We start from the raw sequence: 22,365 nt of genomic DNA on the forward strand, positions 1-22,365 counted from the left end.
AAATCAAACATGAAAAAAATATGGATAGCACTGGCAGCTATCGCACAGCTGTTGGCCGCAGGTAACCTACATGCGCAAACGAAGAAACCCAATATTATCCTCATCCTGGTAGATGACATGGGCTACTCCGATCTCGGGGCTTATGGTTCGGAGATCCATACGCCTAACCTGGACCGCCTCGCCAAAGAGGGGTTGCGGCTGAAGGAATTTTACAACAACTCTATCTGTGCGCCTACCCGGGCTTCTTTGATGACCGGTCAATACCAACACAAAGCCGGCGTTGGTTTTTTCGATGTAAACCTCGGGCTGCCCGCCTACCAGGGTTTTCTGAATAAAGAGTCCCTGACCCTGGCGGAGGTGCTGAAAACGGCGGGTTACAATACGCTGATGTCCGGCAAATGGCACGTAGGTAATGATAGCCTCGCATGGCCCAATCAGCGTGGTTTTGAGCGATATTACGGTGTGATCGGCGGTGGAGCCGATTATTTTGATGCCAGGCCGATGCCGTTGTTTGGTACGGAGTATCCGGTAGTCCTCGTAGAAAATAATCAGCGCCTGCATCCGGCAGATAACAGTTATTACTTCACTGACGAGATCGCCGGGCATGCGGTGAAATACCTGGAAGAGCAAAGCAAAAGCAACAAACCGTTCTTTCTGTATCTCGCCTTTAATGCGCCACACTGGCCGCTGCAGGCACTTCCCGAAGACATTGCCAAATACAAAGGCCGCTATGATATCGGCTGGGATTCGTTGCGCAACGAACGGTTAACAAAACAGCGGCAACTGGGCCTTCTTGATGCGCAGCAGACCGTCGCTGCCCGCGATGCGGACGTGCCCGAATGGAACAGCCTTACCTACGATGAAAAAGAACTGTGGAAAGCCAAGATGGAGGTGTATGCCGCCATGGTAGACCGTATGGACCAGGGTGTGGGTAAGGTGCTGGATAAACTGAAAGCGTTGAAAAAAGATGATAACACGCTGATTGTATTTATTTCTGACAACGGTGCGCCGGCAGAAGATGTGGCGCACTGGGGTGGAAAACGGGCTGCCCGTAATGCCGGTCCGGTAGGTACTGCCGGCTCATTTGAGTCGCAGGGAAAAAACTGGTCGTATGTGTCCAATACGCCTTTCCGTGCGTTTAAGAACTTCATGTATGAAGGTGGTATCAGTTCCCCGCTGATTGCCTGGTATCCCGCTAAAATCAAAGGTGGCAGCATCGCCCGTGGCACTGCCCATCTGATAGATCTCGCGCCTACATTCTATGAGCTGGCCGGCGCCCGGTATCCGCAGCAGTATAAAGGCGTACAGCCGAATCCGTTACCCGGCCGTAGCCTGACAGGACTCTTCTTCCGCGGGGAAGACCTGCACCGCGAGGAACCCGTATTCTGGGAGAGGGCTGGTAACCGCGCTGTACGCAAAGGCAAATGGAAGCTGGTGTCCATCTACCCGCAGTACCGGTGGGAACTGTACAACATCGATGAAGACCGCGGGGAAACCAACGACCTGGCCGCCAAAAATCCGCAGCTGGTCAATGAGTTGTCAGCCGCCTATTTTGAGTGGGCCAAACGTACCGGCGTGGTGGAATATGAGCAGATCAAGCCAAAGGGGCGGCTATAGCGCTTTTACGGATAGCTGACATGCCTTTGTTATAAAAACGTTTCATCATTTTATTGAGGTGACTGCTGTCGGTGAAGCCAAGGTCGTATGCTATTTCCTTAAAAGGGATGTCCGTGTACAGCGCCTTGGCTTCCGCCAGTTTCAGCTTGGACCGAAGCACGAACTCCTGGTAGGTTTCGCTGGCATTGCGTTTGAAATATTCGCTGAAATAGGTCGCTGAAATATGGAACCTTTCTGCCAGGTATTGCGGGGAGATCATCTCTTCATCCAGCAGATGGTAGTGTATATGCAGCAGCATGTCCGCAAATTTTTTCTCTTCGTACAGGGCCTGGGGAGATATCACCGCCGCCACGTTGCGGGCAATCAGTTCCAGTACGGTGACCATGGTACTCTGCATGATACGGCGTGTATGCAGGTCGTTACGCTGGGTTTCTACCATCAGTAACCGCAACAGCTGTATGAGGTGTTGTTTGTCCACCGGATCGCTGACGAGTTCCCCGGGCAGTCGGTTGTAGTTGCCGATAATGAAGTTGAGCCGGCAGAACCATTTACCAAAGTCAATCACACAATCTTCACCGCTGGAGAAGTAAGTCGCCGTAAAACGGATGAAAAGGAAGGTGGTTTCTTCCGTGATGGTATACGTATGGCAGTCCGACGCCGGTAGCAGGAATACGCTGCCTTCCTGGTAAGAGATGTGGTTATAGTTGACACATTGTGCGCCTTTCCCTTCGATAATATAGACCAGTTCAAAAAAATTGTTCCGCCGGTTCCGTTTCTCCCAGTGGTCCAGTGTTTCTATACTGACGCTAAAGGGTGAGTGTGCTTTTTCCATACCGCTAAGTTACATATTTTGGGACTGGCCCTTCAGGGGTATCCCATCTCGTTACCGTTCTTCCCTTTCTGTTTACCACTCCATCGGCAGCTGGCCTTCTACCTTTGCCAGTACCAAAAATTACCGAAAGATGAAAGCTATAGTATTAGAACAACTCGACCCTGCATCTCCGCTGGCAGTAACAGAAACAGCTATTCCTGCTATTGCCGCCGATGAAGTGCTGGTAAAGACCCATGCCCTGGCCATCAATCCTGTAGATGTAAAGACACTGGAGGACTATACCATTGTACGTGACGGAGAAAAGATACGTGCCAGCGCCGCCGGAGTATTTGACGGTGTATCACCTATTATCCTGGGCTGGGACATCGCCGGGATAGTCACCGCCGTAGGCAGCGATGTCACTAAATTTAAAGTGGGCGACGCCGTATTTGGCATGGTCCATTTCCCGGGTCATGGTAAAGCTTATGCCGAATATGTAGCTGCCCCGGCATCACACCTCGCGCTGAAGCCCGCACAGGTGAGCTTTGAGGCCGCCGCTGGCGCCACTTTGGCCGCTATTACCGCCTGGCAGTGCCTCGTAGCGCATTATACCGTTAAGCCCGGTGACCGTATCCTCACCACCGCTCCCACCGGCGGCGTAGGGCATTATGCCGTGCAGATGGCCAAACATCTGGGGGCATATGTCATCGCGCTGACCAATCCGGCCAATGCCGCGCTGGCAGCCGAACTGGGCGCCGACGAAGTGCTGGAGTATACTTCTTTCGATGCTGCTACTGCTACACCGCTGCAGCTGGACCTCGTGCTGGACGCCGGTGGCCGGAATGCCGCCCCCTGGTTTGCCCGTCACCTCAAACCCGGTGCGCCTCTTTTCTATCTGCCTTCCAGTCTCAGTAAAGCAGAACAGCAGCGGTACCAGGAGCAAGGGCTCAATGCCGCTTTTAAAATGGTCACCAACGATGAAAGTGCTATTGATGCTATCGCACAGCTGTTGCACGATGGCAGCATCATCACTAAAATCGCCGGTATTTTTGAATTTACTGATATGAAAGCCGCTTTCGCCGCACAGCAAAAAGGTACCGCTCAGGGAAAAATTATCATCCGCATGCCGGTGTCAGCATAAAAATATCTGCTGAAGATGCCCGTCTATAGGGTGTCTTCAGTAGATAACTTTTTTTTATTTGAAATTTTTTTGGATATCATTTTAATATCCCTACCTTTGCACTCCACAAATCAGGAAACAAAGTACTGAGGAGTTGGTCCAAGGGGACTTCGGGGCGTAGCGTAGCCCGGTTATCGCGCCTGCTTTGGGAGCAGGAGGTCGCAAGTTCGAATCTTGCCGCCCCGACGGAGAAAAAGCCATCTGAATACTCAGATGGCTTTTTTGTTTTTAGGAATCAGAGCCAAGTAAAGGACTTTTAACGCTAATAAAAATGAAAAAGGTTAGCAGATATCTGCTAACCTTTGGTTTCTTAGGGGAACGAAAATTAACTTATTTTCAAGACCTAAATCTATCAATAGAGGTAAACTCCCGAGCCCCTTTCTGTATCGTTAAATATGATTTTTTTATCGTATTGCGTACAAAAATAAGTAATAATTTTGTATATGCAAAATATAAGCCTGATCTACGGCACAAACCCGTTTGAAAAACTATTTATTGAGAAGGGAATTGAATTACTGTATAGCAATACGATTGATACTTACAGATTAAGACTACATAATCCTAAGACCTTAATCGAAGAATTGATTACAGTAGCTGCGGAATCGGTATCTGGTATTCTTACAAACAATGACTACGTTGTTTATACTTGTAAGGAGCTGAAAAAAATAATCGATAATGAGAATCATGGATTGAATTTCACCAACCTTAATAAAAAATATTATTCCGAAACCATTTCCAAATTTGATAAGTCGAACTATAAACTCTTAATCCAATCAAGTAAGATTGTGTTGAGAGATAATGAACAATATGAGAGATATCTTCTTCACTCATTATACAAATTGGTTTATTCCCATAAGTTCTTGAATGATGATGGCACCTCTAGATTTAGGAATGATGTTAATGACTTACAGAAGAAATTGATTGTTCTCTCAAACCATTTACTTGTCGCGTTAATTCATAAGGGGTATAGTAAGCAATATCTGTATAATTTTTTCCAAATAATATTTATTCGAAAGAGAAGCCTGACCTTTAAGGATCGTTTTAGAATTTTTACCTCGTTGATAACTAAAACAGAGGAACGTTTTTTGGTTATATATAGAATACTTGGAGGTGCATTTCGACATTCTGAACTCAATAAAATTGATGATACTTATCAGAAAATTTCGAAATCATTTAGGAATTCACATCAAAAGAGGCTTTCGCAGCAAGTGAATGCATTTTTAGATAAGAATAAAGAGAGTAACCTTATTGGACTTAGAGTAGAAGCGAGAGATTATGTAAAAGCGATTGAAAAATCGCTGGATAAATTGTCTAAAGATATTGATATTTATCATCTTGGATTTAATCAACATGTATTCAAAATAGGTGACCAGTGTGCTGTGATTGGAGAGAGAGATTTATCAAAATCAGCAACATTTCCCAGTAATTTTCAGATAGATGGCTATACCAGAAGTAATTCGGAGGTATTCAATAAATTGCTTGATAAAATACAGAAAATACAAAATAACAATATTGACAAAGAAAGCTATAACAAAATATTATCAGCTGTAAGATATTATAGAACGGCTGGGGAATCTCCGGAAGTAGAAACTAAACTATTGAACTATTGGATTGGTTTGGAATACATATTTACGGCGTTTAATAGTGAGGAAAAAACTATTGATAGGATAAGGAGATATTTCCCCAAGTGTCACGCGTTGATTTATGTTAAACGGAATATGTTCGATTTTCACAAAGCACTAGGTAGACAAGGCCTAAGTGGTGTAATAAACAACTATAGTGACGATTTGAATTATCTGTTATCCATAAATAGTTATAGAGATATTTGTGCTCAAACGAACAGTGAATTATTAAAGTTTAGAACTCAGTTTTTTCAAAAATGGTATGAAGAGCCTAATAAGATAGAGGAATCACTGAAACATCATCAGGATAATTTGATCTGGAATTTTACAAGATTGTATAGAATTAGGAATGAAATTGTTCATAATGCAGCAATAAAAAATGGTATTTATGTACATATATCACATATCAAGTATTATCTGACATTCATTCTGAATTCAGTTCTTGACTATATGGCTGAAATGGGTGTTGATACAGATAACGACGGCAAAATTACAATTGAAGATTTTTTTATCGCACAAGAAATAATACTGGGTTCTTTAAAAGGTAAAAAACTCGCAGAATTTCTTAACGTTAAGAACCCAACCCAAATACTGAATTAATTATAGTAAATTTTGTTAAACTGATTGTTTCCCCTTTTTGTTCTTTTGCTGTCCTCCAAAAGGCATGTAAAGCTGTATTGTCCTCCATCATTTGTCTAAGTCTTTCCCCAGGAGATTTGGAAAGCCAGATTTTAAGCTGCAATTGTTTTATATGGTCAGGTGTGTCGGTCATGTTTTAAGAAGATTAAAGGTATTCAAATTAAGCTTGCCAACCCAGTCTTTAATATAGTCCCAATCCAGCGTTTCGAGTGAAGCCAGATTCTTGATATCTTCTATTTGCATTGCAGACTGATATGTCTGAATCCATATGAGTTTAGAAATAAGCAGATCTTCAACCGAAACTGCGTAGACTATTTGACCCCAAAAATCTATCTGTATCCTTCTGCTGAATTCTATTTGTCTGAATGGATCAGGCTTCAAAACAACAAAATCTGCATTAAAGTCAGAAGCATGATCAATAATGTTAAACATGCTTCGGCGATTTATCGCATCTTGTATGGCATCTTTATCACAATAATACCCATTCTCAAAATTTGCAATAAAGCTGTCGATATCTTTGGATTCAAGATGTATGATAAAGTCAAAATCCCTTGTTGCTCTTGGCACGATGTATAAACTCATCTCCACACTACCCGAAAGCATATATGGGATATTGAGCTCATGGAGTATACCATGAGCCGAATATTTTAATTATTCGGCTCAATTTACGGAAAAATATGAGCCGAATAAGCCCTCGAATCGGCTCATTTCAGAAAAAAGAATCTAATTACATGAGCTACTTTCTGGCATTACCATATTTTGGCATTAAAACAAAGAATCATTCTTGTCTGCTATAAAAGAGTTCGAAATTTGTCCGTTCCCCCCGACGGAAAAAAGCCATCTGAGTACTCAGATGGCTTTTTTGTTTTTAGGCTAAATAATTAACCCTAAAATCATTTCACGGATCAAGTTGAAAACTTGGGGGATGAAGTAACAACACATTGCCTGGCGACAGCAATGAGAAAGGAGTGTTTCCCTGGATATATCGCTATGGTACATACAGCACGCCTATAGTAACCCAGGGGGAAAGGTGGACTTGATGCGGGGGGTGTTCTTTGGATGTATAGTTTTAATGAAATGTAACAGGAAGGATGGAGAAGATGCAGGACATCCATGTAAAGGCAGACCACAGGTTAAGCCTGCGGGCAGTAGGTGGGAGTATGTAGTTCAAAGGGATCATCAGTATACAGTTGCCAGGCAGGAAATGGCTTATTCCCGCTGAATGACAGGGAGCAGGAGTTGCACTGATGCAGCGGCAGGTATTTTTTCTGGCTGCAGGTTTAACCGGGGGAATTCCGGACAGATCTGTTTGTGCAGGATCTCCGGCAGGGGTGGCGGCGGCTCTGCTGCAATAATATCAGCGGCGAAGTATTTCGTGTTGCAGGAAGGAACATGGTCCTGTATACCTCTTACCTGTAGAACAACTATCAATGTTCCTTTACCCGGTACGTCCACATTACACGCTGCTCCTTTAAAATCTTCTCCGGTTTTTACTATGAGCACAGCGCTTTCCGTACCTGCTACCTGGTGTGTAGCGAAATGGATACGGGCGGCGATCACCTTTATTTCCAGGCTGTTGATGCCTTTGTATGCAGGTAATGCCTGTGGCGGAATGTACAGGATACCATCACAGGAAAGCCTGGGAGCATGGATGAGAAACCTGTCTGTTCCCGTATGCCGGTTGAACCTGAAGCCGGTAATGCTCCTGATGTTATTACCGGTGGCGGGAATGAGTGCGCTGGTCAGCCTGTTGATATGCCCGCTATCGCAACCAGCATCCAGCTTGCCGGAAAAAGCCCTGCGGATGAGCGCCCCTTTTTTGCTGGCTATGCCAAATCGTTGAGCAGCCCTGCGGGTAGCTGCCGTCTGCCGGACGTATGAAGGCATGCTTCGCAGGAAGTGTTTGCCATTACGCCTGTAACCGATCAGGTTGCCGAGCCTGCCGGTGAAGGTGATGATAGAAAGCTGTTTTGCCATAACGAATGATACTGATGATAGCTAAAGATAGCATTATCAGCAAAAGCCATTTGATGGCTATATTGAAGATCATTCAATAGTAGGGTGTGACTGTAGGGAAAATATTCAGGCGGAGTGCATCAGGCATTAGATATCCGTTAAAGCTGGGTGAACCTGGTTTAGAAAATTTTGAAAATACACAGCCATTTATATTTTTGCTCCGACGGAAAATCCCAAGCGGTTGTATCATATTTTGATACAACCGCTTGGGGTTTGAATGAACGTTCTCATAAGCAGATTCCCACACTATTTCCCCTGTTGCAGAATACGCATCAATTTATTGAATACGTCTTCAGCCTCGGGCATATTTAGAAAAATCCATGCGTGATACATTTCCTTGTATTCGTAATAATTAATGGCAATGTTTCTTTCACTTGCAAGCGCTACCAGCCTTCTTGCATCGGGCAATACCACTTCGTGGGTCCCGGCAAATAAATGGATGGGGGCCAGGCCTTCCAGATCGCCATATATCGGGCTTATCATATAATTGGAAATGTCAGTGTTTGCGGCATAGATTGAAATAGATTTGCTGAGTCCCTTAATATCGATGTAGGGGTCATACTTGTCAATTATCGGAATGTCGGGATTCCGCATGGTGGCATCCAGAAGAGGGGACAACAAAATGATTTGAGAGGGTTGGGCAAGGTGATTGTTGCTGGCGTATTGCGCAAGCGAAAAAGCAATTCCCCCACCTGCAGAGAACCCCATCAATATTACGTTTTCGCTACCGGCCTGCTTCAGCAGTTCTTCATATGCAGGTACTACCATGTCAAACACATTTTTGTGATTGCTTGCAGGAACCAGCGGGTAGTCGGGCACCACAATTCCCAAACTTGTATGTTGTACGATCCTGTTTAGAAAATACCAATCATATTTGGTGATATTAGCAACAAAACCGCCTCCGTGCAGAAAAAATATATAGCGTTGCGGCTTGCTGTTTTTTTTCTTCAGTTCCCAGATTGTTCTCCCTGTGGGTGATTTTCGATATAGGACGTCACACTGACTTTTTACTTTACCTGGTATACTGGCGGCTTGGTGGAATTTACTGAAATCTCCGGTCCTGAATTCCTTTTCGATTTTTGATTTTATACCCATTACACGGATGAGTATCCGGTAAAATTTGCTTTTGAAACTTGGTCTTTCCATATAATAAGAGTTAGTATTTTGAACGACCCCATAACTGTCTGCAGGCCGCGGAGAAATTGAGCAGGAAGTAGTAAACTCAATAAAGTAAAAAGGGCAAAAATGTCTTTACCATTTCAATATTGTTGGGTAAAGCAAATTTAGGTGCGGTAAGAAGATGATTTTTTAGCAAATGCTAAAAAATGGCTGTCAGATCTGAGCCCGCATACGGCTCAGTGTTACGGGTGACATGCCCAGGAAGGAAGCTATTGAAGAAAGTGATGCTCTTTGCAGGATAAAGGGGTGCCGCGAAACAAGTTTGCGGTAACGTTCTAAAGCGTTGTCAAATTGAAGGGACAATGTTCTTTCTTCCAGTGCGAGATAGTGCTTTTCCATCAGCAACCGGTATAGGTTGAACAGATCCGGGTGATCCTTACAGAGGTTGATAAACGTTGAGTAATTTATTTTCAGCAGAACGGAGTCTTCCAATACTTCAACATTTTCATCACTGCCGGTTTGGGTAAACAAAGCATAAGTTGATGTGATGATATCATTTTCCCTGGCAAATAAGGTGGTGATTTCCTTGTCGTCAATAACAGAAAATATCCGCGCAAACCCTTTTTCAATAATGTAGAAATGATCACAGCGCTGCCCCTGCTTTATCAGAAAGGTGCCTTTAGGAGTATCCATAAAGGCAATATGCTTGTTGAGAAGCTCAACAGCCTCGTTGGACAAGCTTGCCATTTTGGATATATTTTCTAATACAGAAAACAACTTGATGAATAATAAGCCAAAGATAAGTTTGGTTGATAGAAATGCAAATAGTTTTAGCATCTTATCTTGTAGTGGCATTTCCACTCCCCAATGTAATTGTCCCTACCTGCTATTCAATATTCACAATGGTGGCCTGCCTGGCCACTTCACGCCAGCCATCCTTTGTTTTCATCCATACATCGGTATATTGCCTCGTTACTTTTTTGTCTGCATGTTGCGTTGCCTTCTCCGGGATGACAATTTCTTTACCCATGGTGATGGCGATGTTATCCACAATTGTTACCCGTTCTATTATTCTTTCGAACGAGGTATAATCTATTTTGCCTTCGCGTATAAAAGCCAGTATTTGCGGTAATGTTACAATTTGGCCATAGGGGTTGTTAACAACAAAATCCTTTGACCAGATCTGTAACAGGGTTGTTGTATCGGCCTTCTGTATCGCCACTACTTCCTGCTGTTCCAGCCGTCTGATTTCCTTTTCCATACTGGATTGACCATAAGAAAATAAACTTGTCAAGAGAAGGAAAGAAAGCGTCAATAATGTCTTAGTCATAGTAATTGATTTTGATTCTCAATTGATTCTGTATAAGGAGGTTATTCAACAGCTATTTATTAGGGGCTATAGCACTGTAAAGTAAGCACATAATCCTGTTCATCGGTGAAATGTACCTTCAGGTAATTAACTTACCTTGAGGTAATTAAAGGATGTAACATGGCTTCAAAGGAAACATTGGCCGGTTGTCCGGTACAACATGCACTTCAGTATATTGGCGGGAAATGGCAAATGGGTATCCTCTGGCAGTTGCGGAAAGGAGCCACGCGGTTTAACGTCCTGAAAGATGCCTTACCTAACCTCAGCGAAAAGGTGTTGACTGAAAACCTTAAATTTTTTGAGGAAAAGGGGATGGTGGAGAAACAATCCTTTCTCTCAGTTCCACCTAAAGTGGAATATATGCTCACGATAGAGGGACAGAACCTGATTCCGGTTATTGAAAAAATCATTCTTTGGGGTTATGCACATTTGCAGGAGGAAAAGGTGAAAAGAGATACCTTGTCTACACCTTCGGTAGTCATGAATGAGCTGCAGCAAAAATATGATGCATCAGAGAACGTTGGCAGCTAAAGGCCTTATGGAAAACCTGTTTTTATGCGTCTTATCATCCAATTCCACGTTACATGCAAAAAATCCCTTTGTTCCAGAAAATCATTACCTGTACACTGGCCGGACTGGTAATTGGCGCAGCTGTGTTGCGTATCTGTTTTACATTTATCAGGGCGTGGCTGCCTATCAGGATGATAACTATCGTTCCTGCGCTGTTGCTGGCTGCTGCTGTTATTTATGCTGTTATCTGGTCGGTTAGAAAAACGAATAATCCGGCTACGCTGGCTTTCTGGCAGGGTGCCTTGCGCTACGGTGTGGCATTTGACCTCGCCACATTTGGATGGGAGAAGCTCTTTCATTTTCAGTTTGTGGTACCGCTGAGCAAGCTCGATCTGCCCTTCAATAGTTTTTCATCACAAGACCTGTTCTGGGCTTTTTTCAGCCACTCTTACCCTTTGGGCTGTATGATTGCCGGATGCCAGATAATGGGTGCTATGTTGCTATTATTCAGCAGAACGAGGCTGGCGGGTGTTTTTGTGTTGTTGCCTGTGCTCGCCAACATTTTATTGATGGATATCTTTTACCAGATCGGTACCACCGTGGTTATTCACGCTTCCATCATGATGGCTGGTGTCTTGTATTTCCTGTTCATCGAGTTTGACCGGTTGAAAGCGTTTTTCTTTGCTGCAAAAGATCAGTTGCCGTCTCTGCCTATTTCCCAATATTTTAAAACAGCGGTTCGCCTTTCTATTATTTATATACCCTTGCTGTTAATTGCGATGCGGGAGAAGCCGGACAGAGATCCGCAGCTCATGGGTAAATATGAAGTGAAGCAGATGACGGTCAATCAGCAGGTCCTTAACCCTTCCAGTTGCGAAGACAGCATACTCACCCGGGTATATTTTGATATTAAGAATGGATGTGTCTTTGAATTTAATACCACACAAAGAAGATGGTATGGGATTTATAAAAAGAAAGGCGATCAGCTGGAAATAAAATGGGCATCAACGGGGAAGCCTGTTTTTACGGGTGTGATGTCTCCGGTTAATCCCTCCGGAAATATAGCGCTGACCGGAGTATTGGGGAATGATTCCATGAAAATGATATTGCAGAAAACGAATAATTAAAGTCCGGATACCAAGAGAGCACATCCGCGGAAAATATTGTCTGATTTGCATTGGCTCAAATAGAACGGGTTTTCAGGACAATAAACCTGCTTTAAACGGAGTCATTGTAAACCTGTTTGGGCGATTTTTGATATTTTGTATGGGGAAATTATAACGTTGGAAAAATGAAAAATTGTATTAAATTAGGAGCCCTAAGTTATTGTCAGATAAATTTAATACCCTCAATAATCAATTCAATTTTTCACCCTTAAACCATTTTCCATGGAAACTCAAATCAAACCCTCATCCGTGTCTTTGTCCGAAGCTGTTCAGTACGCCAAAATTGTCAACCTGGCGGATATTCTCTACAAACAGGCAGTAGCGAATAAAGATAAGGCCACCCAACTTAATCCTTCACTAAAAGCGTATCAGAATATCCTGGACGATACGGAATTCCAGGCGCTGGTAGACACAGACTTTTTGACCAACTACTACCTGCTGTATAATATACAGATGAATGACATTATTATTCCCGGAAACAAGGATCAGGTCTATTACGGTTTTATCGCACAAAATAAGAGCTCTAAAGAATACGTGATGGCTATCCGCGGTACAGAAAATTTACTGGAAGCGCTCGCAGACGCCTTTTTCGTGCCTAAGGCTTTTAACGAGTTTAACAACGGTGCACAGGTTCCATCCGGCTTTTATGATCTTTATGAATCAGGCCTGCTCGTATCTCCACCCGATTCTGAATTGCAGATAGTGCCGGTCCTGTTAAATATTGTTGCAGCAGATCCGTCACTGGTAATGCCGGATGCTCAAAAAGTGCGGACAGTGGTTGCTGGTCATAGCCTGGGAGCTTCGCTGGCCACCTACTTTGCTGCCGCAGCTTCTGTTGGAATGGGCAAAGGCATGGACCTGTGCGTATATACTTATGCGTCTCCGATATCAGGTGATGCGACCTTCGCTAACACGTATAACAGCAGCGTAGGTGAAAACCATCGCATACATAACGCACCGGACGTTGTTCCTGGCCTTCCGATATATCTCCAAAACGGAACTAATATCTATATCCAGGTAGCCGGCGGCTACCAGATCGATTCGACAAAGTATTCGCTGGTAAAGACCGGTGCTGGATGTGCGCACCAGCTGCCGGTGTACCAATATGTATTGGAAAACCTTAACGGGACTGATGACCCGAGTATCATGGAGGAATACAATAGTGGTGCCTGTAAGGCATAAAGCTTAAAATGGACCGGCAGCAAAATTTTGCTGCCGGTCCCCCGTTTATTCCCTTGCTATTGACAGATGGCAGTAATGCGTCTATACACTATCGGAAAACCCACCCTCTCATATTCTGCTGATTGACTAGAAACAGCCGTTGGAGTCCATCTGGCTTTCTGCAAATCTCAGCGCTGCACGGTACCTTTGCATGGAGGTGCCACCGGACATATACACCAGCAGGATGCTTCCACATCCGTCACGAAAGCCGAAACATTCTGAAAAAGCTGCAGTTTTGGTGCTTTTTTCAGTGGCTTTTGTATTGTTAAGACTAAATTCTACTACTTTCGGAGCTGCCTCTTTGGCTTTGGTTTCTGTGGCGAAGGCGCCCATGCTTACAGCGAAAAGTGCGATGGCTAATACTATTTTTTTCATGATTTTACTTTTGGGTTTTGAATGATGATTAAATTATTCGAAATGGAGGTGGTTATAAAGTGATGAATGTTTTATTTTGATGCAAGAAATAGTAGAAACAAGAGAGAAGGAGGCGTCAATCAATATGTGCGGCAAATGGGTCAATATTCGCGGTTCCCTGAAGAATGTTCTGTTTCTGTTTTTTGTAGTATCTTACAACAACAGATAGTAAATGTTAAGGAAGAACTGTTTGTATGTTTAAACTATCGCCAATAAAAATCTACATAAAATGGTAAACGATCGCGAAATAACATTGCGCAAAACAGTAGCCGCCGATTTAGAGCACTTCTTTATCTTCCAGCTTGACGAAGAGGCCAACTACTTAGCCGCTTTTACTGCAAAAGACCCGACCGATAAACCAGCTTATCTTCAGAAATACACCAAGTTTCTCAGTGACCCTACTATAAATATGTGCACCATCATAGTGGATAACATGATTGCAGGAAGCATCGCAAAGTTTGAAATGGAAGGCGATGCAGAAATTACCTATTGGATTGATAAACAATTCTGGGGAAATGGGATCGCCACAATAGCACTGCATGATTTTTTAACCATCGAAAATGCCAGACCTATTTTCGGACGGGTAGCATTTGACAATCTCGGTTCACAGCGGGTATTGGAGAAATGCCGCTTCATAAGAATTGGAACTGACAAAGGGTTTGCAAATGCCCGGCAAACAGAAATAGAAGAATTCATTTACAAACTGATCTAGCTGCAATATTTTTTTGACCTTAAGCTCTCCTTATTCAAAACATACCTTTTTAGGTTCCTGTAAATCCGCTATTGGAGCAGGCTGACGATATGTTAACAACCGATTCTGGTTGTTGAACTTATCTACCATTATTTTCTCCCCTACGTACCCAACCTTTCCGATTATTCCCGCCGTTTACTATTATAAACAAACTTTTCTATGAGATATCTTCCCCTTTATTTTTTGGCAGTAATGCTTGGTATTTGCTGTGTGATCGGTTGCAGAAAGGACATGACAGAAGTGGCCCGCCAGGAGCTGGCAGCCGAAAAAGCGGCGAAACTTGCTGCCGGACTTGATTCTGCTGGTAACCCCAGGGACACGACCCGGCACGATTCTATTCCCCATCCAGGAGATACCACCAAACCTCATTGGCCAGTGGACAGTCCCAAAGTCCCCGTAGACAGCCCCAGACATCCGATTGATACGCCGTGGCATCCACGCCCGGACAGTTCCCGGAGGAGGTAACCTGATTACGTATATGCTATCATGTTAGAAAAATCGTATTCTGTTCTACATTCGCGCGCAGAATTGATAGTAAAAACGATAGTTGCTGTATGACTAATAGTCTATAGCAACTTTCCCCGTTTTGATAACCCACTTTTGCTACTGTAACGGATTGCCCTTGGAAGATTTACAGCAAATGGTACGTGAGTGCCTGACCAATAACAGGCGGAGCCAGGAAAAACTATACCGGAAGTTCTATCCGGCACTATTCCTATTGTGCAGGAAATTCTTCAGCCAGCATGAAGAGGCGGTGGAAGTATTGAATGATGGCATGTTGCGGGTATTTACACAACTGGATAAGTACGACGCAGATAAGGGCGAATTTTTTAACTGGGTATATACGGTTGTCAGAAATACGGCACTGGATAAAATAAAGAACCGTAAATGGCCGTCCCATAATGAAATTGACGAAGAGATGGTGGCAACGCAAAATAATATCCTGAGCAAGTTGGCCTGGGAAGATATCTATAAACTGCTCGATGCGTTGCCTCCATCTACCAGGGCTGTATGCTCGTTATTCTATCTGGAGGGCGTCCCGGTGAAAGATATTGCTGAAATGCTGCAACAGAGCACGGGAACAGTGAAATGGCACCTGAGTGAAACACGAACTAAACTGAAACCGATATTGGAGCAACATTACCTTAAATGATACCTGAGTGAGTGAAAGTAACCTGCATAAACACTTCCGGGACGATGGCAATGTCCCCATTCCCATACCTCCCGCTGATGACAGCTGGAAGCTCATGGAGCAACGGCTGAATGAAGTGATGCCTGTGACACACCAGGCCGGTGGACATACCACCCCCAACTCATCAGGTATCGTCGCTAAAATACTGCCGATTGTTAAATATGCAGTCGCCGCCATATTTGTATCCGGTGTGGTATTATATAGCATACACCGGATCAATCAACCTGTAACGGTACCAACTCCGGTGGAGGTCAGTCCCATCGCTACAAAAGATAGTACTACCCTGGCAACAGACACCATGGCTGATGAAAGCTCCATCGTTACAACACCGGATACAACCCTGGCCATTAGTACAACATCACCTGCCGGCGCAAATACACCGGCAGCCTCAGACAAATCTGCCCTGAATGCACCCGTCAGCACATTTACGGGAAATGCCATACATCCGTCTGCTACTGAGGTAATAGCGGCGAATGCTCCTGTCACTGCTACTTCAGCAACGAAGACAACGACCGTTACAAATACGAATAATACAACGCACACGCCTGCTGCCGGTATGGTAGCGCCAAAAGCTGCTGCTGCCAACAAAACAACCCATGCCAGCACCACCGCTCCTGCTGCGGGAAATGTTTCGCGTCATGCCGATGCCACTGTAACACCGGCCAGCACGCATATGGCCTCAAATGGCCAGCCCACTCACGGCACTACCCCTGGCAGGATTTCAAAGTCAGTTAACCAACAAAAACTAAAGTCCGGTCAACAGCAGCCAGGCGATGTCAGTAATGCATTGCCCCCTGCCAATAACCCGGAAGAAAATAATGTTGCAGTAGTAGGCCTGGCAGACAATAACCACTCCAAAACAGCCGCCATGCTAAAACCTGGGTTACCTGCCCGGCTGACCCTGCAGCAACTTCCGCTTCATGTGGATAAAGCATCAACGGACCATCCTTTGAAAGTGGGCAGTGAAACCATGGACCGTCTTGCGGGTTACCGCGTGCCCCGCACCAAATCCTATACCCCGGGATACTGGCAACTGATGGCACAATGGAGCGTACCGCTGCCTGTAGTCAGCAGCCCTGCCTATTATAAAGGTCCCGATGGGAATACCCAGCTATACAGGCTGGCGATTCCCGGCATAAGGGTGCAGCGTACCTGGAACAATGCGGCCCTAAGCCTGGACGTCAATGCCATGAGTACGCAACCATACAGGAATCAGCCTTACTATATCAACAAAACCATGGGATGGAACATCGACTGGATGGCCAGCACCCTCCTGCAGACCTTCGGCTACAGCGCTTCGCTGGCTTATCATCACCGGATTGCTGGTAATTTCTTCGGTGCCGCAGGCGTGCAGGCGTATTACGGACGTACCGCTTCCATCCTGGAAGTGACGCAATCCCATGACAGTTTAGGTGAACACACCCAGACAGCCATCAGGAGCGAAAAAAGCAAGGTCTGGAACAGTATCAGCAAATTCCACGGGAATATAACAGGTGAAATCTACTATGACCATGCCAGATGGCAGGCAGCGGTACGTACGGCCGTTCCCGTATTACACACGTCAAGAGACTCCATAGGTGGTAATATGAAGCCCGTAATGCAATTGGAGCTATTGCTCAGATGGAAGATCAACCGGCGAAAATGATCCATTACGTTTGCCCCGTCCGTTAGTATAATTTTATTATTATATTTGGAGGATATAACTGTCCCATTTTCCCAAATAGAAAAACCTGATAGTTAACCTTAGTAACCATGTTGGTCAGTAATAAACATTTTACTCCGGTAATCGGACTGGATATTCATATCGTTATATAATGAAGGTCAATATCATGGAATTGCTCTCCTATCGCGATTTGAGAGCAGTTGGCACGGGAAAGGACATGTTATCGGAAGACGGACTGTTTATTTACAAACGGCATCAGGGCGCATACAGGCTTTGTTTTGGAGATGCCCCCGAAATCGCCGTTGATGAGTTTATTACGCCTGAACTCTATGAAGAGGCCACGGCCTTTACAGGGGATGAGGCCACAGAAGATTTTGTTTTTCTGGCAGAAATACTGCTAAATATATTCCAATACCGGAAAAAGAAACAGGTGATCAACCAGCGTCTGAAGTTGTTCTGCCTGAAACAAATTATCTTCCAACAACATCATGATACAGCTGAACTGGCCACACTGTTCCGGTTCCTGTTGTTCTTTCATCCCTGTTCGGAAGATTATATAGACCGCTTCTCTTTAAACAAAGATGGCTTTTTATACAAAGGATCACCGGTAGATCTCCTCACGCTGATAACAAACTTATTCGACAACTTTATCAATCATAAAGATCAGTTCCCTTCCCTGGCTGACTTCAGTGCAGAACATTTGTCTGTCAGCAAAGTACTGGTGCTGGAAACGCTGAAAATGATGCTCCCCCATGTGGGGCAGGTTCCTTATGTGGTGCCCGGAAAGGGTGGCCCGGTGTTGCTAACTGCCATCTTTTCACAGCCACAGGCCTTTTTTGATATTTACAATAATAACAAAGAGGAATTCTTCCGTTTGCTGAAGGAAAGCCAGCCTGCCTATACGGTGAAAAGCTGGGACGATGATCCGGAGGCACAGGCTGCTGTATACTACGGCACCACCAGGAATGATACTATCGAAGCATATTTTAACAGGCCTGCCCGTGTGCTGCGGAGAAAGAAATACCTGGTGGAGTTCTTCGTTGACATGTATGTTTTCTATATACTGTGTAGTCCGGATGGCCTGAAAACTTTACTGGAGGTTTTGGAGCCCGGGAATGTTTTCCTGCAGCAAATCCTTACGATACTTTTCTCGCATCCGTTTTATAACGGGGAGGCTAAAGTACGATTGATTGAATCTGGCTTATATAAGCAGCTGCCAGAGGGGTTCTGGAAAGAGCGGATCAATAAAATGGCTGCTAATATGTAAGGATTAGGAACGGCTCTTTCCCTTTTCCATTCTCAGGCGGAGTGTCTCGTTTTCACCGTGTGTGCGTCATCGTTAGTTGCCTTGTAAATGTAAAAATAAGAAGCATTATACCCGTATGATGCTTCTTATTTTTTCTATAGAGAGATTATTATAAATACTGCTGCGTGTTAACGATGTCGGCATAAAAGAACGCCAATCCGGCCATCATGGAGCGTTGTACTTCTGCTGCTGGTACTTTCTGTTGATTAATTTCCAGGTCCCTGGTGGCGCAGGCGTCCGCTACCACGGTGCAATGGAACCCAAAGTCTTTGGCTGCCCGTGTGGTAGCGTCAACGCAGGCGTGGGTCATCATACCGGTGATGATCAGGTCAGTGGCGCCGATCTGCTGTAGATGCTTCAGCAGTTCCGTTTCCCGGAAGCTATTGGGGTAATGTTTGGTGATGATCTTCTCGCCAGCCAGTGGTTGTACGGAAGGATGTATCTCTGCGCCGGGGGTATTGGTGACCAGGAAACCGGCATCTGCCTGGTGTTTGATGTAAATGACAGGAATACCCTTTTTGCGGCATTTCTCCAGTATCTGACGGATGTTAGCCGCCGCGGCATCGGGACCGGACAGCTCCATTTTCCCGCCTTTGAAATAATCTTGTTGTACGTCAATGATGAGAAGCGCTTGTTTTTTCATGTTTGTTTTTTTGTTTGGACCTTCTGCAAATATGTTTCCGGTGAGAAACAGTAAAATGAGTGCCAGTACGGACACCCGGAGGTGGCGCATGTTCATGAGATAAAATTTAAAATGATGAAAGAGAAGTAAAGCGCTTTACAAGACAAAGGTGGGGATAATAAAAAAAACGCCACTTGACCTGGATCAAGTGGCGGAATAAATTTTAGGAATGACGCTTTGATTTAAGCATGCGGCTGAAGAATGCCGGTGTTACGCCAATGAAGGAAGCTATCTGTTGCTGGCTGAAAGCGCCTGCAATCCGATGATAGCGCCGGAGGAACTGCTCATACCGCTCTGCTGCCGGAAGGCTCAGGATATCCGTTATACGTTGCTGACTAACGGCAAATGCCCGCTCGGTAAGTATCCGGAAGTATTGCTCAAAATGGGGTATCCGGGCAAATAACGTTTCCCGTTTTTCTTTCGTCAATAGTAGCGCTGTTGTGGGCTCCACGGCTTCTATGAAAAGCTCTGACGGCGTATCAAAAACAAGGCTCTGGTAATCGGCTATCCACCAGTCGGCTATCGCGATGGTTAAAATATGTTCATTCCCTTTCTGATCGAGCAGGTAACTTTTCACACAACCGCTGATGATAAAGGCCAGCTGGTTGCAGATACTACCTTCCCGGAGGAGGTATTCTTTTTTGTGGTACTGCCGCTCCTGCAACAGCGAACAGAAGAAACTCTTTTCCGCTTCGGAAAGGGAAATCTGTTTCGCTACATTCTGGAGGATGGGTTCGTATCCGGTTGTCATACTACCACAAAAGTACGTTGCAGCTTTATCTCTGCGACAAGTTTTTTCTGCTCATGCCTGCCGGCACTGCGCCTTAGGAAAAACAGGATACTTCCGTGTTCTGCCCCATACCACCGCGCCGGCCAGCAAGGTTACGACCATGTTGAAGCCCGTTACGGATGCTTCTCCCCGTGAAATATGGAACAGCGTTGCCAGTGTCATTAGCGCAATGATGCCGATAGCGGCCCATACGGTCAGTATCGGCTTGATGCGGAGCAGGGATGGCAGCAGTAGCCCCAGGCCACCTGCCAGGTCTACTATGCCGAGCAGCCGCACATATACGGCAGATACCTGCCCTGTCCATGGGTATAAGGCGGCTAATTTATCTATGGGATATCCCAGTTTCATCCCTCCCGATATGATAAACAGCGCGGCTAAAAGTAATTGCACTGCCCACAGCAGGATGTTGAGCACAGACTTTCTTTGTTGCATAAAATTGATTTTTGATGCGGTAAAATTAGGCTAGCTTTACTATAAAAAGGTAAGTACTATACTGTAGTATAGCCCTATACTACAGTATAGGAGACCTTAAATTACTGCATATGAAAAAGCCGTATGATTCCTGGGTGGACTTCCGTTTGTCGCCACAGGACTGCCCTAAAGAGTATATGCTCGCTTTAAATGATGCACTGAACGTACTGACCGGAAAATGGAAGTTGCATGTGATAGGTGCACTAACAACCGGGAAAAAACGTTTCAGCGAGATTGAGCGCTTCATCCCGGAAATTAATCCGCGAATGTTGTCCAAAGAACTAAAGGAACTGGAAGTGAATGGCATCGTGTCCCGTATCGTGCAGGATACATTGCCTGCTATCGTTGAATACGAGTTGACAAAATCAGGAAGGGAAATTAAACCTGTCTTTGATGCGATGATCATGTGGGGGCTGGAACATCGGCAAAGCACTATCAGGAATGGCGGAAAATGAATGATATCCGTTGTCCTTCTATTTTTAGGCTGACCTATACCCAATATACAGAAAGATGATACCTGCAAATACCCGTACAATTACTCCCTATCATGGCAACTGGAAACGGGCAGATGGGATGGAGCTGATAGCTACTCCGGAAATCAATAACAGCTATATTATTGCAGCAGTTAGTAAGTCAAGGCTGAAGAAACAGGCCTCCCTTTGGCTGGTGTATCTGGAGGATAATAATGGGATACGCGATTACGATACAGGGAATGAGATAGAAGGGATTAGACTTTGTTATGGAACGATTACTGAAATAACCTATTCAACCGATTCAGGAAGAAAACGAAGGGAAATAACTTTTTTAGTTGCCCACGTGATAAGGCTGGTGGATGTCCCGTCTATATTACCGGCGCAGCCATTCCCATCCGGGCTGGCAAACAAAATCGACGATCATCTGACGGGGATGACCTACTTTGGTGGCTGTGGCCACGTCGAAAGAAATGGAGACTATTACTTTCTTACATCGGAAATACATGGGATCGATGAACAGGTAGTTGCCCTGAAATATAATAATGAAGTTCACATATTATTATCGATTCAATGCAATGAATGGAACAGGACAATCATTTGGCGTACGATAGGTAACTATATCCCGAAAGAAAAGTTCGTTGAGTTTTTGGAACATGACAAGAATAATGAGTTGTAACATTTAACGATGTGATACCGTTCTACCCGTAAACTCACACGCATGAAAAACAACATTTACACCCTTATTCTGTTGCTTACCTGTGCCTTGTTTGTAGCCTGTAAAAAAGATAAAATTGAATACAAAGGCGATTTCCAACGCAGCTATAACACATGGATGAATTTTAAAGACGCTACTGGCAATTCCTACCGCTACAAGACTACTTTCGGTTCCTGGACTGGTTACGGTACCGAAATGACCGTTACCGTTAAAGCAGGCAAGATTGTTCATCGTTCTTACGTAGCTAAACATTACGATAACCGTGGCTCCCAGCCACCGCAAATTGTGATAGATAAAACATGGGATGAAGACGAGACAACACTCAATACACACACTGGTGTCTCCAAATCCATGACGCTGGATGAAATATATGAGAAGGCGCAGCAGGAATGGTTAATAAAAAGAAGCGATGCCAAGGTCTACTTTGAAACCAATAACAGTGGTATGATTTCCAATTGTGGATATGTACCGGATGCTTGTGTAGATGACTGTTTCAATGGTATTTCGATCACACTAATTGAAAAGATATAACAATAAGACCCCGAAGATTTCAGGGGCTTTGCCAAATTTTCATCAACACTTTTTTTGAGCTGGCCGGCATAAATCTCTCAGGATTTTTGACCGGCTTTCGTACCTTT

Annotated in this window: 25 protein-coding genes and 1 tRNA gene; 15 read left to right on the forward strand and 11 right to left on the reverse strand. The window is 44.6% G+C overall.

All coding sequences use genetic code 11. From position 1 onward, the window contains the following. The first annotated feature begins 9 nt into the window (after positions 1–9). Positions 10–1,617 carry an arylsulfatase gene (locus HHL17_RS06130; protein ID WP_169223879.1) on the forward strand — a complete coding sequence of 536 codons (1,608 nt, stop codon included), beginning with the start codon at positions 10–12 and terminating at the stop codon, positions 1,615–1,617. Here the strand turns inward: HHL17_RS06130 and HHL17_RS06135 are convergent. After that, on the reverse strand, positions 1,595–2,449 hold the full coding sequence (locus HHL17_RS06135) for an AraC family transcriptional regulator (RefSeq protein ID WP_169223880.1): 855 nt from the start codon (positions 2,447–2,449) through the stop codon (positions 1,595–1,597). The two genes, HHL17_RS06130 and HHL17_RS06135, sit on opposite strands and share 23 nt — an antisense overlap. Positions 2,450–2,579: 130 nt before the next feature. Here HHL17_RS06135 and HHL17_RS06140 point away from each other — a divergent pair, with 130 nt between their 5' ends. From HHL17_RS06140 to HHL17_RS06150, 3 genes are all read left to right on the forward strand, one after another. Further along, positions 2,580–3,569 carry an NADP-dependent oxidoreductase gene (locus HHL17_RS06140; protein WP_169223881.1) on the forward strand — a complete coding sequence of 330 codons (990 nt, stop codon included), beginning with the start codon at positions 2,580–2,582 and terminating at the stop codon, positions 3,567–3,569. A gap of 150 nt (positions 3,570–3,719) precedes the next feature. Continuing rightward, positions 3,720–3,794, forward strand: a tRNA-Pro gene (locus tag HHL17_RS06145). Between the two features lie 257 nt (positions 3,795–4,051). Next, positions 4,052–5,830, forward strand: coding sequence for a hypothetical protein (locus tag HHL17_RS06150; RefSeq protein ID WP_169223882.1), 1,779 nt, complete (start codon positions 4,052–4,054; stop codon positions 5,828–5,830). Here the strand turns inward: HHL17_RS06150 and HHL17_RS06155 are convergent. The 6 genes from HHL17_RS06155 to HHL17_RS06180 form a co-directional block, all read right to left on the reverse strand. Further along, positions 5,802–6,002 carry a hypothetical protein gene (locus HHL17_RS06155; protein WP_169223883.1) on the reverse strand — a complete coding sequence of 67 codons (201 nt, stop codon included), beginning with the start codon at positions 6,000–6,002 and terminating at the stop codon, positions 5,802–5,804. The two genes, HHL17_RS06150 and HHL17_RS06155, sit on opposite strands and share 29 nt — an antisense overlap. Beyond that, positions 5,999–6,472: a DUF6036 family nucleotidyltransferase gene (locus tag HHL17_RS06160; protein ID WP_169223884.1), complete on the reverse strand. Its 474-nt coding sequence runs from the start codon at positions 6,470–6,472 to the stop codon at positions 5,999–6,001. The genes HHL17_RS06155 and HHL17_RS06160 overlap by 4 nt, the downstream gene beginning before the upstream one ends. A gap of 606 nt (positions 6,473–7,078) precedes the next feature. Beyond that, complete coding sequence (locus HHL17_RS06165) at positions 7,079–7,846, reverse strand: hypothetical protein (protein ID WP_206155918.1); 768 nt, start codon at positions 7,844–7,846, stop codon at positions 7,079–7,081. A 285-nt stretch (positions 7,847–8,131) separates the two neighbouring features. Then, positions 8,132–9,031, reverse strand: a complete 900-nt coding sequence (locus HHL17_RS06170) for an alpha/beta hydrolase (RefSeq protein WP_169223885.1) — start codon at positions 9,029–9,031, stop codon at positions 8,132–8,134. Between the two features lie 186 nt (positions 9,032–9,217). Beyond that, a complete protein-coding gene (locus tag HHL17_RS06175; protein ID WP_169223886.1) occupies positions 9,218–9,751 on the reverse strand; it encodes a Crp/Fnr family transcriptional regulator in 534 nt (177 codons plus the stop codon). 139 nt (positions 9,752–9,890) lie between these two features. After that, positions 9,891–10,265, reverse strand: a complete 375-nt coding sequence (locus HHL17_RS06180; RefSeq protein WP_169223887.1) for a nuclear transport factor 2 family protein — start codon at positions 10,263–10,265, stop codon at positions 9,891–9,893. Positions 10,266–10,493: 228 nt separating this feature from the next. Between HHL17_RS06180 and HHL17_RS06185 the strand changes: the two genes are divergently transcribed. The 3 genes from HHL17_RS06185 to HHL17_RS06195 all read left to right on the forward strand — a co-directional run bounded on the left by HHL17_RS06185 (position 10,494) and on the right by HHL17_RS06195 (position 13,231). Further along, a complete protein-coding gene (locus HHL17_RS06185) occupies positions 10,494–10,904 on the forward strand; it encodes a winged helix-turn-helix transcriptional regulator (protein WP_169223888.1) in 411 nt (136 codons plus the stop codon). Positions 10,905–10,957: 53 nt separating this feature from the next. After that, entirely contained in the window at positions 10,958–12,010 is a 1,053-nt protein-coding gene (locus HHL17_RS06190; RefSeq protein WP_169223889.1) for a hypothetical protein, read from the forward strand. 261 nt (positions 12,011–12,271) lie between these two features. Continuing rightward, a complete protein-coding gene (locus tag HHL17_RS06195) occupies positions 12,272–13,231 on the forward strand; it encodes a lipase family protein (protein ID WP_169223890.1) in 960 nt (319 codons plus the stop codon). Between the two features lie 126 nt (positions 13,232–13,357). Here the strand turns inward: HHL17_RS06195 and HHL17_RS06200 are convergent, their stop codons facing one another. Beyond that, positions 13,358–13,645, reverse strand: coding sequence for a hypothetical protein (locus tag HHL17_RS06200; RefSeq protein WP_169223891.1), 288 nt, complete (start codon positions 13,643–13,645; stop codon positions 13,358–13,360). 268 nt (positions 13,646–13,913) lie between these two features. Between HHL17_RS06200 and HHL17_RS06205 the strand changes: the two genes are divergently transcribed. From HHL17_RS06205 to HHL17_RS06225, 5 genes are all read left to right on the forward strand, one after another. Continuing rightward, positions 13,914–14,396: a GNAT family N-acetyltransferase gene (locus HHL17_RS06205; RefSeq protein WP_169223892.1), complete on the forward strand. Its 483-nt coding sequence runs from the start codon at positions 13,914–13,916 to the stop codon at positions 14,394–14,396. Between the two features lie 198 nt (positions 14,397–14,594). Continuing rightward, positions 14,595–14,900, forward strand: coding sequence for a hypothetical protein (locus HHL17_RS06210; protein ID WP_169223893.1), 306 nt, complete (start codon positions 14,595–14,597; stop codon positions 14,898–14,900). 157 nt (positions 14,901–15,057) lie between these two features. Then, positions 15,058–15,588 carry an RNA polymerase sigma factor gene (locus tag HHL17_RS06215; protein WP_240975100.1) on the forward strand — a complete coding sequence of 177 codons (531 nt, stop codon included), beginning with the start codon at positions 15,058–15,060 and terminating at the stop codon, positions 15,586–15,588. 7 nt (positions 15,589–15,595) lie between these two features. Continuing rightward, positions 15,596–17,272, forward strand: a complete 1,677-nt coding sequence (locus tag HHL17_RS06220) for a hypothetical protein (RefSeq protein WP_169223894.1) — start codon at positions 15,596–15,598, stop codon at positions 17,270–17,272. 169 nt (positions 17,273–17,441) lie between these two features. Then, positions 17,442–18,557: a hypothetical protein gene (locus HHL17_RS06225; protein WP_169223895.1), complete on the forward strand. Its 1,116-nt coding sequence runs from the start codon at positions 17,442–17,444 to the stop codon at positions 18,555–18,557. 148 nt (positions 18,558–18,705) lie between these two features. Here the strand turns inward: HHL17_RS06225 and HHL17_RS06230 are convergent, their stop codons facing one another. The 3 genes from HHL17_RS06230 to HHL17_RS06240 all read right to left on the reverse strand — a co-directional run bounded on the left by HHL17_RS06230 (position 18,706) and on the right by HHL17_RS06240 (position 20,500). Then, positions 18,706–19,239 carry a cysteine hydrolase family protein gene (locus HHL17_RS06230; RefSeq protein WP_169223896.1) on the reverse strand — a complete coding sequence of 178 codons (534 nt, stop codon included), beginning with the start codon at positions 19,237–19,239 and terminating at the stop codon, positions 18,706–18,708. 202 nt (positions 19,240–19,441) lie between these two features. Further along, complete coding sequence (locus HHL17_RS06235) at positions 19,442–20,029, reverse strand: Crp/Fnr family transcriptional regulator (RefSeq protein WP_169223897.1); 588 nt, start codon at positions 20,027–20,029, stop codon at positions 19,442–19,444. Positions 20,030–20,080: 51 nt separating this feature from the next. Next, the gene (locus HHL17_RS06240; protein ID WP_169223898.1) at positions 20,081–20,500 is read right to left on the reverse strand and encodes a DoxX family protein; all 420 of its coding nucleotides are present in this window, start codon (positions 20,498–20,500) and stop codon (positions 20,081–20,083) included. A gap of 110 nt (positions 20,501–20,610) precedes the next feature. Between HHL17_RS06240 and HHL17_RS06245 the strand changes: the two genes are divergently transcribed. Genes HHL17_RS06245 through HHL17_RS06255 form a run of 3 tightly spaced genes read left to right on the forward strand, consistent with a single transcriptional unit; the run spans position 20,611 to position 22,258 of the window. Then, the gene (locus HHL17_RS06245) at positions 20,611–20,994 is read left to right on the forward strand and encodes a winged helix-turn-helix transcriptional regulator (protein WP_169223899.1); all 384 of its coding nucleotides are present in this window, start codon (positions 20,611–20,613) and stop codon (positions 20,992–20,994) included. Between the two features lie 55 nt (positions 20,995–21,049). Further along, positions 21,050–21,688: a hypothetical protein gene (locus HHL17_RS06250; RefSeq protein WP_169223900.1), complete on the forward strand. Its 639-nt coding sequence runs from the start codon at positions 21,050–21,052 to the stop codon at positions 21,686–21,688. A 42-nt stretch (positions 21,689–21,730) separates the two neighbouring features. After that, entirely contained in the window at positions 21,731–22,258 is a 528-nt protein-coding gene (locus HHL17_RS06255; protein ID WP_169223901.1) for a hypothetical protein, read from the forward strand. The last annotated feature ends 107 nt before the right edge of the window (positions 22,259–22,365 follow it).

It is taken from the genome of Chitinophaga fulva (assembly GCF_012927205.1).
Lineage (GTDB): Bacteria > Bacteroidota > Bacteroidia > Chitinophagales > Chitinophagaceae > Chitinophaga > Chitinophaga fulva.

Excerpts from the sequence above, each read along its gene's own strand:
- HHL17_RS06130 (WP_169223879.1), top strand. The coding sequence starts at position 10 with ATGAAAAAAATATGGATAGCACTGGCAGCTATCGCACAGCTGTTGGCC.
- HHL17_RS06135 (WP_169223880.1), bottom strand. The coding sequence starts at position 2,449 with ATGGAAAAAGCACACTCACCCTTTAGCGTCAGTATAGAAACACTGGAC.
- HHL17_RS06140 (WP_169223881.1), top strand. The coding sequence starts at position 2,580 with ATGAAAGCTATAGTATTAGAACAACTCGACCCTGCATCTCCGCTGGCA.
- HHL17_RS06150 (WP_169223882.1), top strand. The coding sequence starts at position 4,052 with ATGCAAAATATAAGCCTGATCTACGGCACAAACCCGTTTGAAAAACTA.
- HHL17_RS06155 (WP_169223883.1), bottom strand. The coding sequence starts at position 6,002 with ATGACCGACACACCTGACCATATAAAACAATTGCAGCTTAAAATCTGG.
- HHL17_RS06160 (WP_169223884.1), bottom strand. The coding sequence starts at position 6,472 with ATGCTTTCGGGTAGTGTGGAGATGAGTTTATACATCGTGCCAAGAGCA.
- HHL17_RS06165 (WP_206155918.1), bottom strand. The coding sequence starts at position 7,846 with ATGGCAAAACAGCTTTCTATCATCACCTTCACCGGCAGGCTCGGCAAC.
- HHL17_RS06170 (WP_169223885.1), bottom strand. The coding sequence starts at position 9,031 with ATGGAAAGACCAAGTTTCAAAAGCAAATTTTACCGGATACTCATCCGT.
- HHL17_RS06175 (WP_169223886.1), bottom strand. The coding sequence starts at position 9,751 with ATGGCAAGCTTGTCCAACGAGGCTGTTGAGCTTCTCAACAAGCATATT.
- HHL17_RS06180 (WP_169223887.1), bottom strand. The coding sequence starts at position 10,265 with ATGGAAAAGGAAATCAGACGGCTGGAACAGCAGGAAGTAGTGGCGATA.
- HHL17_RS06185 (WP_169223888.1), top strand. The coding sequence starts at position 10,494 with ATGGCTTCAAAGGAAACATTGGCCGGTTGTCCGGTACAACATGCACTT.
- HHL17_RS06190 (WP_169223889.1), top strand. The coding sequence starts at position 10,958 with ATGCAAAAAATCCCTTTGTTCCAGAAAATCATTACCTGTACACTGGCC.
- HHL17_RS06195 (WP_169223890.1), top strand. The coding sequence starts at position 12,272 with ATGGAAACTCAAATCAAACCCTCATCCGTGTCTTTGTCCGAAGCTGTT.
- HHL17_RS06200 (WP_169223891.1), bottom strand. The coding sequence starts at position 13,645 with ATGAAAAAAATAGTATTAGCCATCGCACTTTTCGCTGTAAGCATGGGC.
- HHL17_RS06205 (WP_169223892.1), top strand. The coding sequence starts at position 13,914 with ATGGTAAACGATCGCGAAATAACATTGCGCAAAACAGTAGCCGCCGAT.
- HHL17_RS06210 (WP_169223893.1), top strand. The coding sequence starts at position 14,595 with ATGAGATATCTTCCCCTTTATTTTTTGGCAGTAATGCTTGGTATTTGC.
- HHL17_RS06225 (WP_169223895.1), top strand. The coding sequence starts at position 17,442 with ATGAAGGTCAATATCATGGAATTGCTCTCCTATCGCGATTTGAGAGCA.
- HHL17_RS06230 (WP_169223896.1), bottom strand. The coding sequence starts at position 19,239 with ATGAAAAAACAAGCGCTTCTCATCATTGACGTACAACAAGATTATTTC.
- HHL17_RS06235 (WP_169223897.1), bottom strand. The coding sequence starts at position 20,029 with ATGACAACCGGATACGAACCCATCCTCCAGAATGTAGCGAAACAGATT.
- HHL17_RS06240 (WP_169223898.1), bottom strand. The coding sequence starts at position 20,500 with ATGCAACAAAGAAAGTCTGTGCTCAACATCCTGCTGTGGGCAGTGCAA.
- HHL17_RS06245 (WP_169223899.1), top strand. The coding sequence starts at position 20,611 with ATGAAAAAGCCGTATGATTCCTGGGTGGACTTCCGTTTGTCGCCACAG.
- HHL17_RS06250 (WP_169223900.1), top strand. The coding sequence starts at position 21,050 with ATGATACCTGCAAATACCCGTACAATTACTCCCTATCATGGCAACTGG.
- HHL17_RS06255 (WP_169223901.1), top strand. The coding sequence starts at position 21,731 with ATGAAAAACAACATTTACACCCTTATTCTGTTGCTTACCTGTGCCTTG.